The 16,040-nt window shown below is 40.8% G+C and carries 13 protein-coding genes; all 13 read left to right on the top strand.

Annotation, left to right across the window (positions count from 1 at the left end; genetic code table 11):
* Nucleotides 1–2: 2 nt before the first annotated feature.
* Nucleotides 3–1,757 (top strand): glycerophosphodiester phosphodiesterase, encoded by a 1,755-nt coding sequence (locus tag D8797_RS06925; RefSeq protein ID WP_125379792.1) that lies wholly within the window; start codon nucleotides 3–5, stop codon nucleotides 1,755–1,757.
* Nucleotides 1,758–1,897: 140 nt separating this feature from the next.
* Nucleotides 1,898–3,874, top strand: a complete 1,977-nt coding sequence (locus D8797_RS06920) for a peptide ABC transporter substrate-binding protein (protein ID WP_061910453.1) — start codon at nucleotides 1,898–1,900, stop codon at nucleotides 3,872–3,874.
* A 65-nt stretch (nucleotides 3,875–3,939) separates the two neighbouring features.
* Nucleotides 3,940–5,436, top strand: coding sequence for an ABC transporter permease (locus tag D8797_RS06915; RefSeq protein ID WP_125379791.1), 1,497 nt, complete (start codon nucleotides 3,940–3,942; stop codon nucleotides 5,434–5,436).
* A complete protein-coding gene (gene oppC, locus D8797_RS06910; protein WP_125379790.1) occupies nucleotides 5,436–6,362 on the top strand; it encodes an oligopeptide ABC transporter permease OppC in 927 nt (308 codons plus the stop codon). The genes D8797_RS06915 and oppC overlap by 1 nt, the downstream gene beginning before the upstream one ends.
* A gap of 8 nt (nucleotides 6,363–6,370) precedes the next feature.
* Nucleotides 6,371–7,438 (top strand): ABC transporter ATP-binding protein, encoded by a 1,068-nt coding sequence (locus D8797_RS06905; protein ID WP_125379789.1) that lies wholly within the window; start codon nucleotides 6,371–6,373, stop codon nucleotides 7,436–7,438.
* A 10-nt stretch (nucleotides 7,439–7,448) separates the two neighbouring features.
* A complete protein-coding gene (locus tag D8797_RS06900; protein WP_061423515.1) occupies nucleotides 7,449–8,375 on the top strand; it encodes an ATP-binding cassette domain-containing protein in 927 nt (308 codons plus the stop codon).
* Nucleotides 8,376–8,634: 259 nt separating this feature from the next.
* Nucleotides 8,635–10,827 carry a PTS transporter subunit IIBC gene (locus D8797_RS06895; protein ID WP_125379788.1) on the top strand — a complete coding sequence of 731 codons (2,193 nt, stop codon included), beginning with the start codon at nucleotides 8,635–8,637 and terminating at the stop codon, nucleotides 10,825–10,827.
* Between the two features lie 17 nt (nucleotides 10,828–10,844).
* Nucleotides 10,845–11,660: an endonuclease/exonuclease/phosphatase family protein gene (locus D8797_RS06890; protein WP_125379787.1), complete on the top strand. Its 816-nt coding sequence runs from the start codon at nucleotides 10,845–10,847 to the stop codon at nucleotides 11,658–11,660.
* A gap of 222 nt (nucleotides 11,661–11,882) precedes the next feature.
* Nucleotides 11,883–12,578 carry a cell wall-active antibiotics response protein LiaF gene (liaF, locus tag D8797_RS06885; RefSeq protein WP_125379786.1) on the top strand — a complete coding sequence of 232 codons (696 nt, stop codon included), beginning with the start codon at nucleotides 11,883–11,885 and terminating at the stop codon, nucleotides 12,576–12,578.
* Nucleotides 12,575–13,594 (top strand): envelope stress sensor histidine kinase LiaS, encoded by a 1,020-nt coding sequence (locus D8797_RS06880; RefSeq protein ID WP_125379785.1) that lies wholly within the window; start codon nucleotides 12,575–12,577, stop codon nucleotides 13,592–13,594. Before liaF ends, D8797_RS06880 begins: the two co-directional genes overlap by 4 nt.
* The gene (locus D8797_RS06875; RefSeq protein ID WP_125379784.1) at nucleotides 13,572–14,204 is read left to right on the top strand and encodes a response regulator transcription factor; all 633 of its coding nucleotides are present in this window, start codon (nucleotides 13,572–13,574) and stop codon (nucleotides 14,202–14,204) included. The genes D8797_RS06880 and D8797_RS06875 overlap by 23 nt, the downstream gene beginning before the upstream one ends.
* 37 nt (nucleotides 14,205–14,241) lie before the next feature.
* A complete protein-coding gene (locus D8797_RS06870) occupies nucleotides 14,242–15,642 on the top strand; it encodes a bifunctional Cof-type HAD-IIB family hydrolase/peptidylprolyl isomerase (RefSeq protein ID WP_125379783.1) in 1,401 nt (466 codons plus the stop codon).
* Nucleotides 15,642–16,004: a S1 RNA-binding domain-containing protein gene (locus D8797_RS06865; RefSeq protein ID WP_005591890.1), complete on the top strand. Its 363-nt coding sequence runs from the start codon at nucleotides 15,642–15,644 to the stop codon at nucleotides 16,002–16,004. The genes D8797_RS06870 and D8797_RS06865 overlap by 1 nt, the downstream gene beginning before the upstream one ends.
* Nucleotides 16,005–16,040: the final 36 nt, after the last annotated feature.

Genomic DNA, 16,040 nt, shown 5'->3' with positions numbered 1-16,040 from the left:
AGATGAAACCAGAAAAACTTAGCATTAAGCGTTTTTATCATAACTTAGACAAGATCCTAGTCCTCTTTTTCATGGTCTTTATGATGATGGAGTATGCTTGGATTCCCTTTAATTCCTACGCAGCAGAATACCTGCTCAAACAGACAGGCTATCTTTTTTTATCTTACAACAATGTCTGGGCAGTCCTCAGCTCCAATTGGCTAGTCGGTTTAGGCTTTCTAGTCCTTGTTGTGGTCAATCTCTTTGTCGCCTATTTCCAGAGCGGCATGATTTTCATGGGGATTCGCAACCTTTTGGATAAAGAAAATCGACCAGTATTCGCTTTTCTTGGAAAAACATTCAGGGATAGTTTTGCTATTGTCAAGAAGGCTGGCCCAGGGAAGATGCTCTTTATCGTACTTTATATGGGTTTTCTTTTTCCTTTTTTGCGCCAAATTTTGAAAATCTACTATCTCAATAAAATTTTGGTTCCGGATTTTATTGTCACCTATTTGGCAAATAATATTTTGTTCGCTGTTTTCATGGGACTTCTTGTGGTCGGCATGCTTCTGGTGGCAGTGCGACTAATGTTTGCCCTACCACAGCTCTTTTTTGAGCATGCGACAGTTCCTCAGGCAATTCGCTTTAGTCTGGCCAAGACTAAGAACCGCCTTTTCTTTTACACTAGGCATCTTTTTTGGATTATTATCAAAAGCTTTCTGCTTTATACTTTTCTCGCAGCTCCAGCTATACTAGGACAGCGGTACATGCACACTCAACCAAATGAGGTTGTCCTCTTTAGCGGTATTGTAGCTTTTGTCCTGATTAAGTTTGCCTACTATGCTATGTTGTCCTATTTCCTTCTCAAATTTGTCTCCTTCCTGACAGATCGTACCTTAAATGACTATCCAACGAAAAGAGGCCTGTCTCTAATGCGTTGGTTTGTTCTGACTATTGCCAGCTTAAGCTTCGCATTAGAAGGTTATGTCTATCTAAATTTCCCTTTGGAGAACGTTCCGATTACGATTTCCCATAGAGGGGTTTCGAGGGAAAATGGAATCCAAAATACCGTAGAAGCGCTGGAAAAAACAGCCTTGCTCAAACCTGACTTGGTAGAAATGGATGTGCAGGAAACCAAGGATGGGCAATTTGTCATGATGCATGACGCAAATCTGAAGCAGTTGGCAGGTCTTGATGCCCAGCCTCAAGACCTAACCTTGGCCGAACTAACTTCGCTAGAGATTTCAGAAAATGGCTATCGGGCTAAGATTTCTAGCTTTGACGATTACTTTACTCGTGCCAATCAACTCGGACAGCGCCTCTTGATAGAAATCAAGACCAGCAAGAAAGACTCCAAGGATATGATGGAGCGATTCTTGAGCAAGTATGGTGCCAAAATCAAGGTTTATCAACACCAGATTCAGTCTTTGGACTACCAAGTCATCGATCAGGTAGTCAAATATGACTCTTCTATCCCCAGCTTTTTTATCCTGCCCTATAATACAATCTTTCCACGGACTAAAGCTTCTGGCTACACCATGGAATATTCAACCTTGGATGAAAATTTTGTCAATAAACTCTGGCAATCCGACAAACGCCTCTATGACTGGACTATTAATGATGAGGATAGCATCGTCAAATCTTTTCGCTTAGGAGTGGATGGGATGATTACAGATGATTTGGAGTTGGTTCAGACTTCCATAAAAGAACTCAAGGATGATCCGGACTATACTACCCTTCTATTAAATAAGTCTTTAGACTTGCTAAGTTTTTCTTAGAATAGCAGTGGAAAATGAACACGAGTAATAGAGTAGAGTTATTGCATGTCTACCATAATATTCAGAAAATTTAGTTTACTTTTTTCCTTTCTTGTGCTATAATCCTAAGTAAACCTAAAAAACAAAATTGGAGAATTCGTATGAAAAAAAGCAAAGTATTAGCTTTAGCTGGGGTTAGCCTTCTTTCAGTAGGCGTTTTAGCTGCTTGTTCTGGTTCATCAAAAGGAAACAGCGCAGCAAAAGCTTATAATTATGTCTATACTGCTGAACCAGAAACATTGGACTATGTGACGTCTGGTAAGGCTTCAACATCTGACCTCGTGACTAACGGTGTGGACGGTTTGTTGGAAAATGACCAATATGGTAATTTTGTACCGTCTATTGCAGAGTCTTGGACTGTTTCTAAAGATGGTTTGACTTATACCTATAAAATCCGTAAAGACGCTAAATGGTATACTTCAGAAGGTGAAGAATACGGGAATGTGACAGCTCAGGACTTTGTGACTGGCCTCAAGCATGCTGCTGATAAGAAATCTGAAGCCCTTTATCTTGTGCAACAATCTGTAAAAGGCTTGGATGACTACGTAAATGGTAAAACACCTGACTTCTCTACTGTTGGAGTTAAGGCAGTTGACGACCACACTCTCCAATATACTTTGAACCAACCTGAACCACAGTGGAATTCAAAGACAACTTCACAAGTTCTTTGGCCAGTTAATGCTGAATTCCTTAAGAAACAAGGGGACAAATTTGGTCAATCTACTGACCCATCTTCTATCCTTTACAATGGACCATTCTTGATGAAGTCTATCACTGCTAAGTCTGCTGTTGAGTATCAAAAGAATGAAAACTACTGGGATAAGGAAAATGTTCATGTCGATACTATCAAGTTGTCTTACTTTGATGGACAAGACCAAGATGCCCTTGCTCGTAACTTTAAAGATGGCGCCTACACAGTAGCTCGTCTCTACCCTACAAGCTCAAACTATGCTGGAGTAGAAAAAGACTTCAAGGATAATATCTTTTTCACACCGCCAAGTGCTGGTGTAGCTGTTATGGGTGTCAATATTGATCGTCAAAGTTACAACCATACAAGCAAAACAACAGATGCTCAGAAGTCTGCTACTAAGAAAGCGATTCTTAACAAAGACTTCCGTCAAGCCTTGAACTTTGCTATTGACCGCACATCATACTCAGCACAGATCAATGGTAAAGAGGGTGCTCCTTACGCTGTCCGTAATACTTATGTACCACCTTCATTTGTTCAAGTTGGCGATAAATCTTTTGGTGACGTTGTAGAAGAGAAAGTTGCTGCATTGGGTGACGAATGGAAAGGTGTTAAACTTGAGGACGGTCAAGATGGCCTCTTTAATGCTGAGAAAGCAAAAGCAGAGTTTGCCAAAGCAAAAGCAGCTCTACAAGCTGACGGAGTGGAATTCCCAATCCATCTGGATCTCCCAGTTGCTCAGACTTCTAAGCCAATGGTTAACCGCGCACAATCGCTTAAGCAATCTGTTGAAAAGACTTTGGGAACTGAGAATGTTGTTGTAGATATTCAACAAATGTCAGAAGATGATCTTTACAACATTACTTACTATGCACCAAATGCTGCTGGCGAAGACTGGGATATCTCAACAGCTGTTGGTTGGAACCCTGACTATCAAGATCCATCAACTTATTTGGATATTTTGAAAACTACATCAACTAAAACTACAAAGACTTACCTTGGTTTTGAGGGAGCAGACAATGCAGCCGCTAAGCAAGTTGGTTTAGATGAATTTGACCGCTTGGTAAATGAAGCTGGTAAGGAAACTTCAGATATTGTTACTCGCTACGAAAAATATGCAGCAGCTCAGGCTTGGTTGACAGACAACTCTCTTGTTGTTCCATTGATGGCAAATCCTGGTGCAGCACCATTTATCTCACGTATCGAGCCATTCTCAGGCGCTTATGCTCAAACTGGTAATAAGACAAGTTCTACTTACTTCAAACGTCTTAAAGTTACAAATGACGTAGTAACGAAGAAAGACTACGAAGCAGCTCGTAAGAAATGGCTGAAAGAAAAAGAAGAGTCAAATGCGAAAGCACAAAAAGATCTCGAAAGTCATGTAGAATAAATCGTTCACTAGAACTTTCTCTAATAACGAGAGAAAGTTCTTTTGAAATTTAAAGGAAACGATAAATGAAGAAATACATTTTTATGCGTATTTTACGCTCAATTGTGTCGATTTTCTTGGTAACGACCTTGACCTATACCATTATTTATACAATGGTTCCGAGAAGATTGATTTTCAAACAAGACCCGAACTACAATAAGATAGCCACAACCGAAGATAAAAAGACAAACTATGAAAATACAGTCTATGAACGGATGGGTTATATTGACTATTATGATACAAAAGAGTTACAGGAAAAAGCCAAGAAGGAAAATAAATCTGTAACTACTGAGGCAACCGATGAGAATAAAAAGATCTACGAAGCCTATATTGAAAAACTTGGCAAAGGTTGGAAATTGTATCAATTCAAAGAAAGCAAAGAATTCTATGCTGTTCGTGAAGTTCCAGTTTACGAACGTGTACTTGAGTTCTATGCTAATCTGATTCAGATTGATCATCCAAATGCGATTCAAGATGAGGAAAATCCAAATCTTAAACGCTATATCCGTATCGAAAATGACCCTGCCATTGGTTGGTCAGTCGTAGGTTCTGGTACTCGTCATAAATATCTTCTATATTTTAATGGCCAATTCCCATTTGTTCACCAAAACTTTGTTAGTTTGAACCTAGGAAATTCTTATCCTACCTATGCGAATACGCCTGTATTGCAAGTTATTTCCCAAGGACAAGGTCAAACAAAATCATCAGAAGTTCAATTCCCAACAGGTAAGAAAACTTCTGCTGTAGATATTTACTCTCGTACCTACAAGACTCCAAGTAAGGCAGACTCTCAGGATATTGCTAAATATGGCAAGGGAGATGCTTACACTGCAACCAAGAATAACTATCAAAACCCATCGATGATTGTCAGCTCATCTATTATTGGTCTGATTGGTGTGGCGCTTTCTTATTTGATTGCTGTTCCGCTTGGTTCTTATATGGCTCGTTTGAAAAATACTTGGTTTGATAGTATTTCAACAGGTGCCTTGACCTTCATGATGTCACTGCCAACCATCGCTCTTGTTTATATTGTTCGTTTGGCTGGTTCAGCTATTGGACTTCCAGATTCTTTCCCAATTTTGGGAGCAGGCGACTGGCGTTCGTATGTTCTGCCATCCTTGATTCTTGGACTTCTGAGCGCACCTGTGACAGCTGTCTGGATTCGTCGTTATATGATTGACTTACAATCCCAAGACTTTGTTCGCTTTGCTCGTGCCAAAGGTCTTTCTGAGAAAGAAATTTCGAACAAGCACATTTTCAAGAATGCGATGGTGCCGTTGGTATCTAGTATTCCAGCTTCTATCGTTGGTGTTATTGCAGGTGCGACCCTGACAGAAACTGTCTTTGCTTTTCCTGGTATGGGTAAAATGCTGATTGATTCTGTTAAGGCATCAAATAACTCAATGGTGGTTGGTCTTGTATTCATTTTCACCTGTCTTTCAATTTTTGCCCTCTTAGTTGGTGATATCTTGATGACAATGCTTGACCCACGTATTAAATTAACATCTAAAGGAGGTAAATAATGGCTACAATTGATAAAAGTAAATTCCAATTTGTCAAACGTGACGATTTTGCCTCTGAAACGATTGATGCTCCAGCTTATTCATACTGGCGCTCCGTTATGCGTCAGTTCTTGAAAAAGAAATCAACGACGATCATGTTAGGAATTCTGGTTGCCATCGTTTTGATGAGTTTCATTTATCCAATGTTCTCGAATTTCGATTTCAATGATGTCAGCAAGGTAAATGACTTTAGTATGCGTTATATCAAACCAAATGCTGAACACTGGTTTGGTACAGACAGTAATGGTAAATCTTTGTTTGACGGTGTTTGGTTTGGTGCGCGGAATTCTATCTTGATTTCCATTATCGCAACACTCATTAACCTGATTATCGGAATTATTATTGGTGCTATCTGGGGAATTTCCAAAGCAGTTGACCGTGTCATGATGGAAGTCTACAATATCATTTCAAATATTCCAGCCCTCTTGATTGTCATTGTCTTGACTTACTCTATCGGTGCTGGTTTCTGGAACTTGATCTTCGCCATGACCATCACTGGCTGGGTAGGAATTGCGTATACGATCCGTATTCAAATTATGCGTTACCGTGATTTGGAGTATAACTTGGCATCGCGTACCTTGGGAACTCCGACATATAAGATTGTGACCAAGAATATCATGCCCCAGTTGGTATCTGTTATTGTGACGACAACTTCTCAAATGCTTCCAAGCTTTATCTCTTACGAGGCCTTCCTGTCCTTCTTTGGGCTTGGTCTTCCTGTAACAGTTCCAAGTTTGGGACGCTTGATTTCCGACTATTCACAAAACGTAACAACCAATGCTTACCTTTTCTGGATTCCATTGACAACCCTGATCTTGGTATCCCTGTCCTTCTTCGTAGTTGGTCAAAACTTAGCCGATGCAAGTGATCCACGGACACATAGATAGGAGTAAATATGACAAAAAATAAAAATGTAATATTGACTGCTCGCGATATTGTCGTGGAATTTGACGTTCGTGACAGAGTATTGACTGCCATTCGAGGCGTTTCCCTTGACCTAGTTGAAGGTGAAGTTCTAGCTTTGGTTGGAGAATCTGGCTCCGGTAAATCTGTTTTGACAAAAACATTTACTGGAATGTTGGAAGAAAATGGCCGTGTAGCGCAAGGAACGATTGATTACCGAGGAACTGATTTGACTGCCCTAAAGAGCAACAAGGACTGGGAACCCATTCGTGGTGCTAAAATTGCGACTATTTTCCAAGATCCGATGACTAGTCTAGATCCGATTAATACAATCGGAAGTCAAATTACCGAAGTTATCATAAAACACCAAGGAAAAACAAGCAAAGAAGCCAAAGAAATGGCAATCGACTACATGACTAAAGTTGGAATTCCAGACGCTGAAAGACGTTTTGAAGAGTATCCCTTCCAATATTCTGGTGGGATGCGCCAACGGATTGTTATCGCGATCGCCTTGGCTTGCCGTCCAGATATTCTAATCTGTGATGAGCCAACAACGGCCCTCGATGTGACGATTCAAGCCCAAATTATTGACTTGCTCAAGTCATTGCAGGCAGAATATCATTTCACGACTGTCTTTATCACCCACGACCTTGGTGTTGTAGCAAGTATTGCTGATAAAGTGGCGGTTATGTATGCTGGTGAAATCGTTGAATATGGAACAGTTGAGGAAATCTTCTACGATCCAAAACATCCATATACATGGAGTCTGCTGTCTAGCTTGCCGCAGTTAGCTGAAGCAAATGGTGAACTTTACTCGATTCCAGGTACACCACCGTCGCTATATACTAGCATTAAAGGGGATGCTTTTGCACTTCGTTCGGACTATGCAATGGCTATCGATTTCGAAGAAAAAGCTCCTGCCTTTCAGGTTACCGATACGCACTGGGCTAAGACCTGGCTCTTGCACGAAGATGCACCAAGAGTTGAGAAGCCAGCTATTATCGAAAACCTTCATGATAAAATTCGTTCAAAAATGGGCTTCAATCACTTAGAAGCTTAGGAGGAAGGAAATGACTGAAAAATTAGTTGAAATTAAAGATTTAGAAATTTCCTTCGGCGAAGGAAGTAAGAAATTTGTAGCTGTAAAAAATGCAAATTTCTTTATCAATAAAGGAGAAACTTTTTCCCTAGTAGGTGAATCTGGTTCTGGTAAGACAACCATCGGCCGCGCTATCATCGGCTTGAACGATACCAGTGCAGGTGACATCTTATACGAAGGTAAAAAAATCAACGGGAAGCAATCTAAAGCTGAGGAAGCTGAATTGATCCGTAAGATTCAAATGATTTTCCAAGATCCAGCTGCCAGCTTGAATGAGCGTGCGACGGTTGACTATATCATTTCAGAAGGTCTTTATAACTATCATCTTTTTGAAAATGAAGAAGACCGTCAGCAAAAGGTTAAGAATATCATTCGTGAAGTTGGTCTTTTAGCTGAGCATTTGACACGCTATCCCCACGAATTTTCTGGTGGTCAACGTCAGCGGATTGGGATTGCTCGTGCCTTAGTCATGGAGCCAGATTTCGTCATTGCGGACGAGCCAATCTCTGCCTTGGACGTTTCTGTACGTGCGCAAGTCTTGAACCTTTTGAAAAAATTCCAAAAAGAACTTGGTTTGACCTATCTCTTTATCGCTCACGATCTTTCTGTAGTTCGCTTTATTTCAGATCGAATCGCTGTTATCTATAAAGGGGTTATCGTTGAGGTGGCAGAGACGGAAGAGTTGTTTAACAACCCTATTCACCCTTATACGCAGTCTCTTTTGTCTGCTGTGCCTATTCCAGACCCAATTCTGGAACGCAAAAAGGTCTTAAAGGTTTACGATCCAGAGCAGCATGACTACTCAGTGGATCAACCTAGCATGGTTGAGATCCGTCCTGGTCACTATGTCTGGGCTAATCAGGCAGAAGCTGACCGCTATAAAAAAGAATATAAATAGTATAGAAGCTGTAGAAACATGGAATTGAATGTTTCTCGGCTTTTTTTATTGTTATTTCAGCAAATTTACGGAAACATACGCAATCGCTTGCATGCTAAAATTTCACCTTATTCTATATATTATTCCACTAAATATAGGAAAAAGTCCCAAAATAATTTTTATAAAAGCCTTTACAAAATTAAAAATAGTGGTATAATAGTATTATTCAATGCAAACGATTTCATCAAGGGGTGGTTTGTGAAAATATAAGGAGGTCTGGATGATGAAAGATTCATTCAAAAACATTTTTAGCTTTGAATTTTGGCAAAAATTCGGTAAAGCTTTGATGGTGGTTGTTGCGGTTATGCCCGCAGCAGGTTTGATGATCAGTATTGGTAAGTCAATTCCGATGATCAATCCTGAGCTAGGTTTTCTAGTGACTACTGGTGGCGTTTTAGAACAAATTGGTTGGGGGGTTATCGGTAACCTGCATATCCTCTTTGCTCTTGCTATTGGAGGTAGCTGGGCGAAAGAACGTGCTGGTGGTGCCTTTGCGGCAGGTTTATCCTTCATTTTGATTAACCGTATTACTGGGGTTATGTTTGGTGTATCAAGCGATATGCTGAAAGATTCTAAAGCAGTGGTTAACACTTTCTTAGGAGGAAGCATCAAGGTTTCTGATTACTTTATCAGTGTTCTTGAGTCTCCTGCTTTGAATATGGGGGTTTTCGTCGGAATCATCGCTGGTTTTGTCGGAGCAACAGCTTATAACAAATACTACAACTTCCGTAAATTGCCAGATGCTTTGTCATTCTTTAATGGTAAGCGTTTTGTACCATTCGTTGTTATCTTGCGTTCAGCAATCGTAGCAATTGTTTTGTCATTCGTATGGCCAGTTGTTCAATCAGGTATCAACAACTTCGGTGTTTGGATTGCAAATTCACAAGATACTGCACCAATCCTAGCACCATTCATCTATGGTACTTTAGAACGTCTCTTGCTTCCATTTGGTTTGCACCACATGTTGACTATCCCAATGAACTATACTCAACTTGGGGGAACTTATGAAGTATTGACTGGTGCTGCTAAAGGAACTCAAGTATTTGGACAAGATCCACTTTGGTTGGCTTGGGCAACTGACTTAGTTGGTACTAAGACAGCTGATCCTACTAAGTACCAATATTTGCTTGACACATTCCATCCAGCCCGCTTCAAAGTTGGACAAATGATCGGTTCATTTGGTATCCTTATGGGTGTTGCTGCAGCTATTTACCGCAATGTAGATGTTGACAAGAAACACAAATACAAAGGTATGATGATTGCGACTGCTTTGGCAACCTTCTTGACAGGGGTTACTGAACCAATCGAGTACATGTTCATGTTTGTTGCAACACCGCTGTATATCATCTATGCTTTTGTACAAGGTGCTGCATTTGCAATGGCTGATATCGTCAACCTTCGTGTACACTCATTCGGATCAATCGAATTCTTGACTCGTACTCCAATGGCAATCAATGCTGGTTTGGGTATGGATGTCATCAACTTTATCTGGGTTACAGTTCTCTTTGCAGTGATCATGTACTTCATTTCTAACTTCATGATCAAGAAATTCAACTATGCAACTCCAGGACGTAACGGTAACTATGAAACAGCAGAAGGTTCAGATGAAGCTTCTTCATCAGAATCTGGTAATGGTAAAGTTGCTGCAGCTTCTCAAGCCGTTAATGTTATCAATCTTCTAGGTGGTCGCGCTAATATCGTTGATGTAGATGCATGTATGACTCGTCTGCGTGTAACTGTCAAAGATGCTGAAAAAGTTGGAACAGCAGAGCAGTGGAAAGCTGAAGGCGCTATGGGCTTGGTTATGAAAGGCCAAGGTGTTCAAGCCATCTACGGACCAAAAGCTGACGTTCTTAAATCTGATATCCAAGACTTGTTGGATTCAGGAGAAGTGATTCCTGAAACTTTACCAAGTCAAAAAGCTGAGTCTGCAGCTGCAGCAGTTAGCTACAAAGGTGTGACAGAAGCAATTGAAACCGTTGCTGATGGTGAAGTTGTCAAGTTGGAAGATGTTAAGGATCCAGTCTTCTCACAAAAGATGATGGGTGACGGATTTGCGGTTGAGCCAGCAAATGGCAAGATTTATTCTCCAGTAGCTGGTAAAGTGACAAGTGTCTTCCCTACAAAACATGCTCTTGGTCTTTTGACTGAAGCTGGTCTTGAAGTTCTTGTTCATATCGGTTTGGATACTGTTAGCCTTGAAGGCAAACCTTTTGAAGTACATGTAGCAGAAGGACAAACTGTTGCAGCAGGTGATCTATTGGTAACAGCAGATTTGGCGGCTATTAAAGAAGCGGGTCGTGAAACAACCACTATCGTTGTCTTCACAAATGCTCCAGCAATCAAATCAGTAGCAGTTGAGAAATTCGGTAAAGTCGCTGCTAAGACAGTTGTGGCTAAAGTAGAATTGTAAGATAGAAAAGAGAAATCATGGCAAAATTCCTGACTTTAAATACTCATAGTTGGATGGAAGAAGAGCAAGAAAGCAAGCTAAATCAGCTAGCTGAGCGGATTCTTCAAGAAAAATATGATGTCATTTGCCTGCAGGAAGTCAATCAATTAGTGGAGTCTGAACAGGTTGTTCAGGCTCCCTTCTATTATGCGGTAGATGGCGCCATTCCGATTCACCAGGACCACTATGCCCTACGTCTAGTTGAGAAGCTAGCTGAGGCAGGTCTGGACTATTACTGGTCTTGGGCTTATAACCATATTGGATTTGATATTTATAATGAAGGGGTTGCAATTCTGTCCAGAAATCCCCTGAAGGCAAGAGAACTCTTGGTGTCTGATGTCAATGATCCAAGTGACTACCATACGCGTAAAGTCTTACTGGCAGAAACAGAGCTTGATGGTCAGCCTATCACGGTTGCTTCTTGTCACTTGTCTTGGTGGGATAAGGGTTTCCAAGGAGAGTGGGCTAAGTTTGAATCTGAGCTTTTGCAAGCTGAGACTCCGCTAGTTCTCATGGGTGATTTTAACAATCCCGTTGATTACGAAGGCTATCAGCACATTATCCAAAGTCCACTTGCTCTCCAGGACAGTCATAAGGTGGCTGACCAAACGATCGGTACAGCGACGGTTGAAGGCGATATCGCTGGCTGGGCAGGGAACAAAGATGCTCTAAAAATTGATTATATCTTTACAAGTAAAGATTCCAATATTGAAAGATCTGCTGTTGTTTTTGATGGGCAACGTGGTCCAGTTGTTAGTGACCATTTTGGCTTGGAAGCACAAGTCCATTTCTAAGCTTGTCTGAACAATAGAAATAAACTAAAAAATCGTTTTAAGTGTTTGTTTTGGTTAAACAGCATTTGAAGCGATTTTTTTCTTTTTAGAGGAAAAGTGCAAAGAAGTCTAGCACCTAAAGGAGATGCTGCTAAAGATAGGATAATCTTTCTATTTCATGCCTCAGACGGAGGTTTTTTTGCTTAATTTTGTTACAATAGAGATGTAAGGAAGGGAATAGCTATGTGGAAAGTTCAATTATTCATCTTTGTTGAGGCGATTCTATTATCAATGGCGCTGGTTACCATGCTGGCTGCCGATTTTTCGCGTGTTGTTCTCATCATGCTACTCTTTCTTTTGTTTTTATATTATTATTTTGGTAAACAGAGAGGCAATTCGCTATTAGTCGCGACTATGATTGTCTTCTTTTTCATTGTCATGCTCAATCCTTACGTTATAGCCGCTGTGCTCTTTGCCTTAATTTACGGCATGATTGTAGCCTATCCTTATCTGTACAAGGAAAATCAGGAGACTCATCTTTTCTTTGAAGATGCGACCGAAGTTCGAGCTGAAAAAAATCGTTGGTTGGGAGATTTACAGCATTTCACAAAGGATGACTGCCAGTTTCATGATATCAATCTCTTGAGAATGATGGGTAAGGACACCATTCACTTAGAAGATGTCATTGTGGTCAATCATGATAATGTGATTGTGATTCGTAAGGGATTTGGGGATACCAAGATCGTCATTCCTTTGGATGTGGAAATTCAGCTTCAGATCAATACCCTATACGGAGACTTGAATTTTTTAAATTATCCGCCACGTAAGCTACGCAATGAAACGATTTCGTTGACAACGTCTGACTATAAGAGAGCCAGCAAAACTGTAAAAATTGTTTTGGTCAGCTTTTTAGGAAATGTGGAGGTTGTTAGAAAGTGAAAAAAACAAGTTATTTGGTCATTTTCCTCTATACCTTTTTCGTTTTAGGGATTATCTTTCACTACATTTTTAATCTTTTTAATTTAGAATGGCAAAAGCTTCTGAATAATCTGGAACTGCTCCAGTCCTTTGCCTTTTTTGTTCTGGTTCTGGGCTCAGCGCTAACTATTCTCTTGACCGCTGCTGCGCGCTTCCTTCAGCATCTGTCCCTTTCTCAAGTTCAAAAGAATTTAAAAGCTATTTTAGAAGGCAGGGACATACAAGAAATCGGGCAGGCAGAATTAGATGATTCTTTCGTCCACTTGAAAGAAAAGTTGGATAGTCTAACCGAAAATTTGCAGAAATCTGAGAATCAGGCCTTGCAGGCGGAAGAGAAGATTATTGAAAAAGAACGCAAGCGGATTGCTCGCGACTTGCATGATACGGTCAGTCAGGAGCTATTTGCTGCTAATATGATTCTCTCAGGTGTCGCTGGAAATGTGGAGAGTCTTGATAAAGACAATCTCCAGCAACAGTTAAAGGGAATCGCTGACATTCTGGATACAGCACAAAAAGATTTGCGGATCTTGCTCTTACATTTACGGCCGACAGAGTTGGAAAATCGGACCCTGGTAGAGGGCATGAATGTCTTAATCAAAGAGTTGACAGATAAGTCGGACTTGACTGTCCAGTTTAAGCATGAGGTGGTCAGCCTGCCCAAGCAGATAGAGGAGCATATTTTTAGGATTATCCAAGAAATCATCAATAATACCTTGCGCCATGCTCAGGCCAGTCGTCTGGACCTCTATCTCTATCAGACGCCAAATAGACTCAAGCTCAAGGTTTCTGATGACGGAATCGGTTTTGATCCAGCTAGTTTGGCTGACATGAGTTATGGTTTGAAAAATATTGAAGATCGAGTGCATGATATGGCTGGCACCTTGAAGATTCTGACGGCTCCCAAAAAAGGAGTTTCTATCGAAATCAGTATTCCATTGTTAGAAGGGGAAAAGGATGAAAATATTACTAGTGGATGACCATCAAATGGTCAGATTGGGCTTGAAAAGCTTTTTTGAATTACAGGACGATATTGAAGAAGTGACAGAGGCTACCAATGGTAGAGAAGGTGTCGAAAAGGCTTTGGAAAGCCGTCCAGATGTGATTATGATGGATATTGTTATGCCAGAGATGAGTGGCATTGATGCTACCTTGGCTATCTTGAAAGAATGGCCAGAGGCAAAGATTTTGATTTTGACGTCCTATCTGGATAATGAAAAAATCTATCCTGTCTTGGATGCGGGTGCCCGTGGTTATATGCTGAAAACTTCTAGTGCGGATGAAATTCTCCATGCAGTCAGAAAGGTTGCAAAGGGTGAATTTGCCATTGAAACAGAAGTCAGTAAGAAGGTCGAATACCATCGAAATCATATAGAGCTTCACGAGGATTTGACAGCGCGGGAGCGGGATATTTTGGGGCTTTTAGCCAAAGGTTATGAAAACCAGAGGATTGCTGATGAGCTCTTTATCTCCTTGAAAACGGTCAAGACGCATGTGTCCAATATTTTGTCTAAGCTAGAAGTGAGCGATCGAACACAGGCAGTTGTCTATGCTTTTCAGCATCACCTTGTTCCGCAAGATGATTTTTAATGATATAATAGAGAAGATTAAATTGAAAGAGGAAGATATGAAGGCGAAATTAAAATATAAGGCAAAAAAGATTAAGATTGTTTTCTTTGATATCGATGATACCTTGCGGGCCAAGGAAACAGGCTTCATCCCAGAATCCATCAAAGTTGTATTTAAGCAACTGAGAGAAAAGGGAATTCTGACAGGAATTGCTTCTGGTCGTGGCATTTTTGGAGTCGTTCCAGAAATTCGTGACTTGGATCCTGATTTTTTTGTTACCTTGAATGGAGCTTATGTTGAAAATAGAAAAGGCGAAGTCATTGCTAAAACGGTCATTCCGCAAGAGTGTGTGGAATCCTATATCGCTTGGACCAAGGAAGTGAGCATTGAGTACGGTTTGGTAGGCAGTCACGAAGCGGCTTTGTCTGTTCGTAATCCTATGATTTCGTCAGCAATTGATATCATTTATCCAGATCTGGCTGTCAATCCTAATTTTTACCAAGATCATGAAGTCTATCAAATGTGGACTTTTGAGGATGTAGGTGACAGTTTGCAGTTGCCAGAAGATTTGGCCAAATCTCTCCGTATGGTGCGTTGGCATGAGCATTCATCGGATGTCGTACCGAAAGAAGGTTCAAAGGCAGCTGGTGTTGCCAAGGTAGTGGAACACCTAGGCTTCAAACCAGAAAATGTTTTAGTTTTTGGTGATGGACTCAATGATTTAGAATTATTTGACTATGCAGGGCTCAGTATTGCTATGGGAGTTTCCCATGAGGAATTGCAGAAAAAGGCTGATTTTGTCACAAAAACGGTCGAAGAAGACGGCATCTTTGACGCCTTAGAGCAATTGGGCATGGTGGAGAAAGAATTGACCTTCCCACAGCTCCATCTTGATGAGGTTCAAGGCCCAGTTGCAAAGATCAAGACAAACTATGGTGAATTGAAGATTCAACTCTTCCCAGAGCAAGCACCCAAAACAGTTGCCAACTTTATCGCCTTATCAAAGGATGGCTACTATGACGGAGTAATCTTCCACCGAGTTATCAAAGATTTTATGATTCAAGGTGGCGATCCGACAGGTACTGGCATGGGTGGCGAGTCTATCTACGGCGAGCGCTTTGAAGATGAGTTTTCATCGGAACTTTATAACATTCGTGGTGCCCTATCAATGGCGAATGCGGGACCAAATACCAATGGCAGTCAGTTCTTTATTGTCCAAAATAGCAGTCTTCCTTATTCAACCAAGGAATTGACCCGGGGAGGATGGCCGAAGCCAATCGCTGAAGTTTATGCTAGCAAGGGCGGGACACCGCATTTGGACCGTCGACATACTGTGTTTGGTCAACTGGTGGATGAGGCATCTTATGAAGTTTTGGATAAAATTGCAGCGGTTGAGACAGCTTCAATGGATAAACCACTTGAGGATGTTGTCATTGAGACGATTGAGGTTATAGACTAATGAAAATCGGAGATAAGTTAAAGGGTAAAATTACAGGAATTCAGCCCTACGGTGCCTTTGTCGAACTAGAAAGCGGTCTGATCGGCCTTATTCATATTTCTGAGATTCGGACGGGCTATATTGACAATATTCACGATATTTTGAAAATTGGTGATCAGGTTCTTGTGCAGGTAGTAGATTATGATGAGTTTTCTGGTAAGGCCAGCCTGTCAATGCGCACTTTAGAGGAAGAAAAACATCGTTTACCGAGACGACATCGCTTTTCAAACGATCGTTGCAAAATTGGATTTGCGCCCTTAGGTAAGCAATTGCCAATCTGGATAAGGGAAGCCAAAGCTTTTCTGAAAGAACAAAAAGAGTAAAAAATTCCTACCCAAACGGGTAGGAATTTTGTTAAC

The organism is Streptococcus cristatus, assembly GCF_003944225.1.
Taxonomy (GTDB): Bacteria; Bacillota; Bacilli; order Lactobacillales; family Streptococcaceae; genus Streptococcus; species Streptococcus cristatus_K.
The sequence above is the reverse complement of the archived record's forward strand: the minus strand, read 5'-3'. Positions and strand labels throughout refer to the sequence as shown.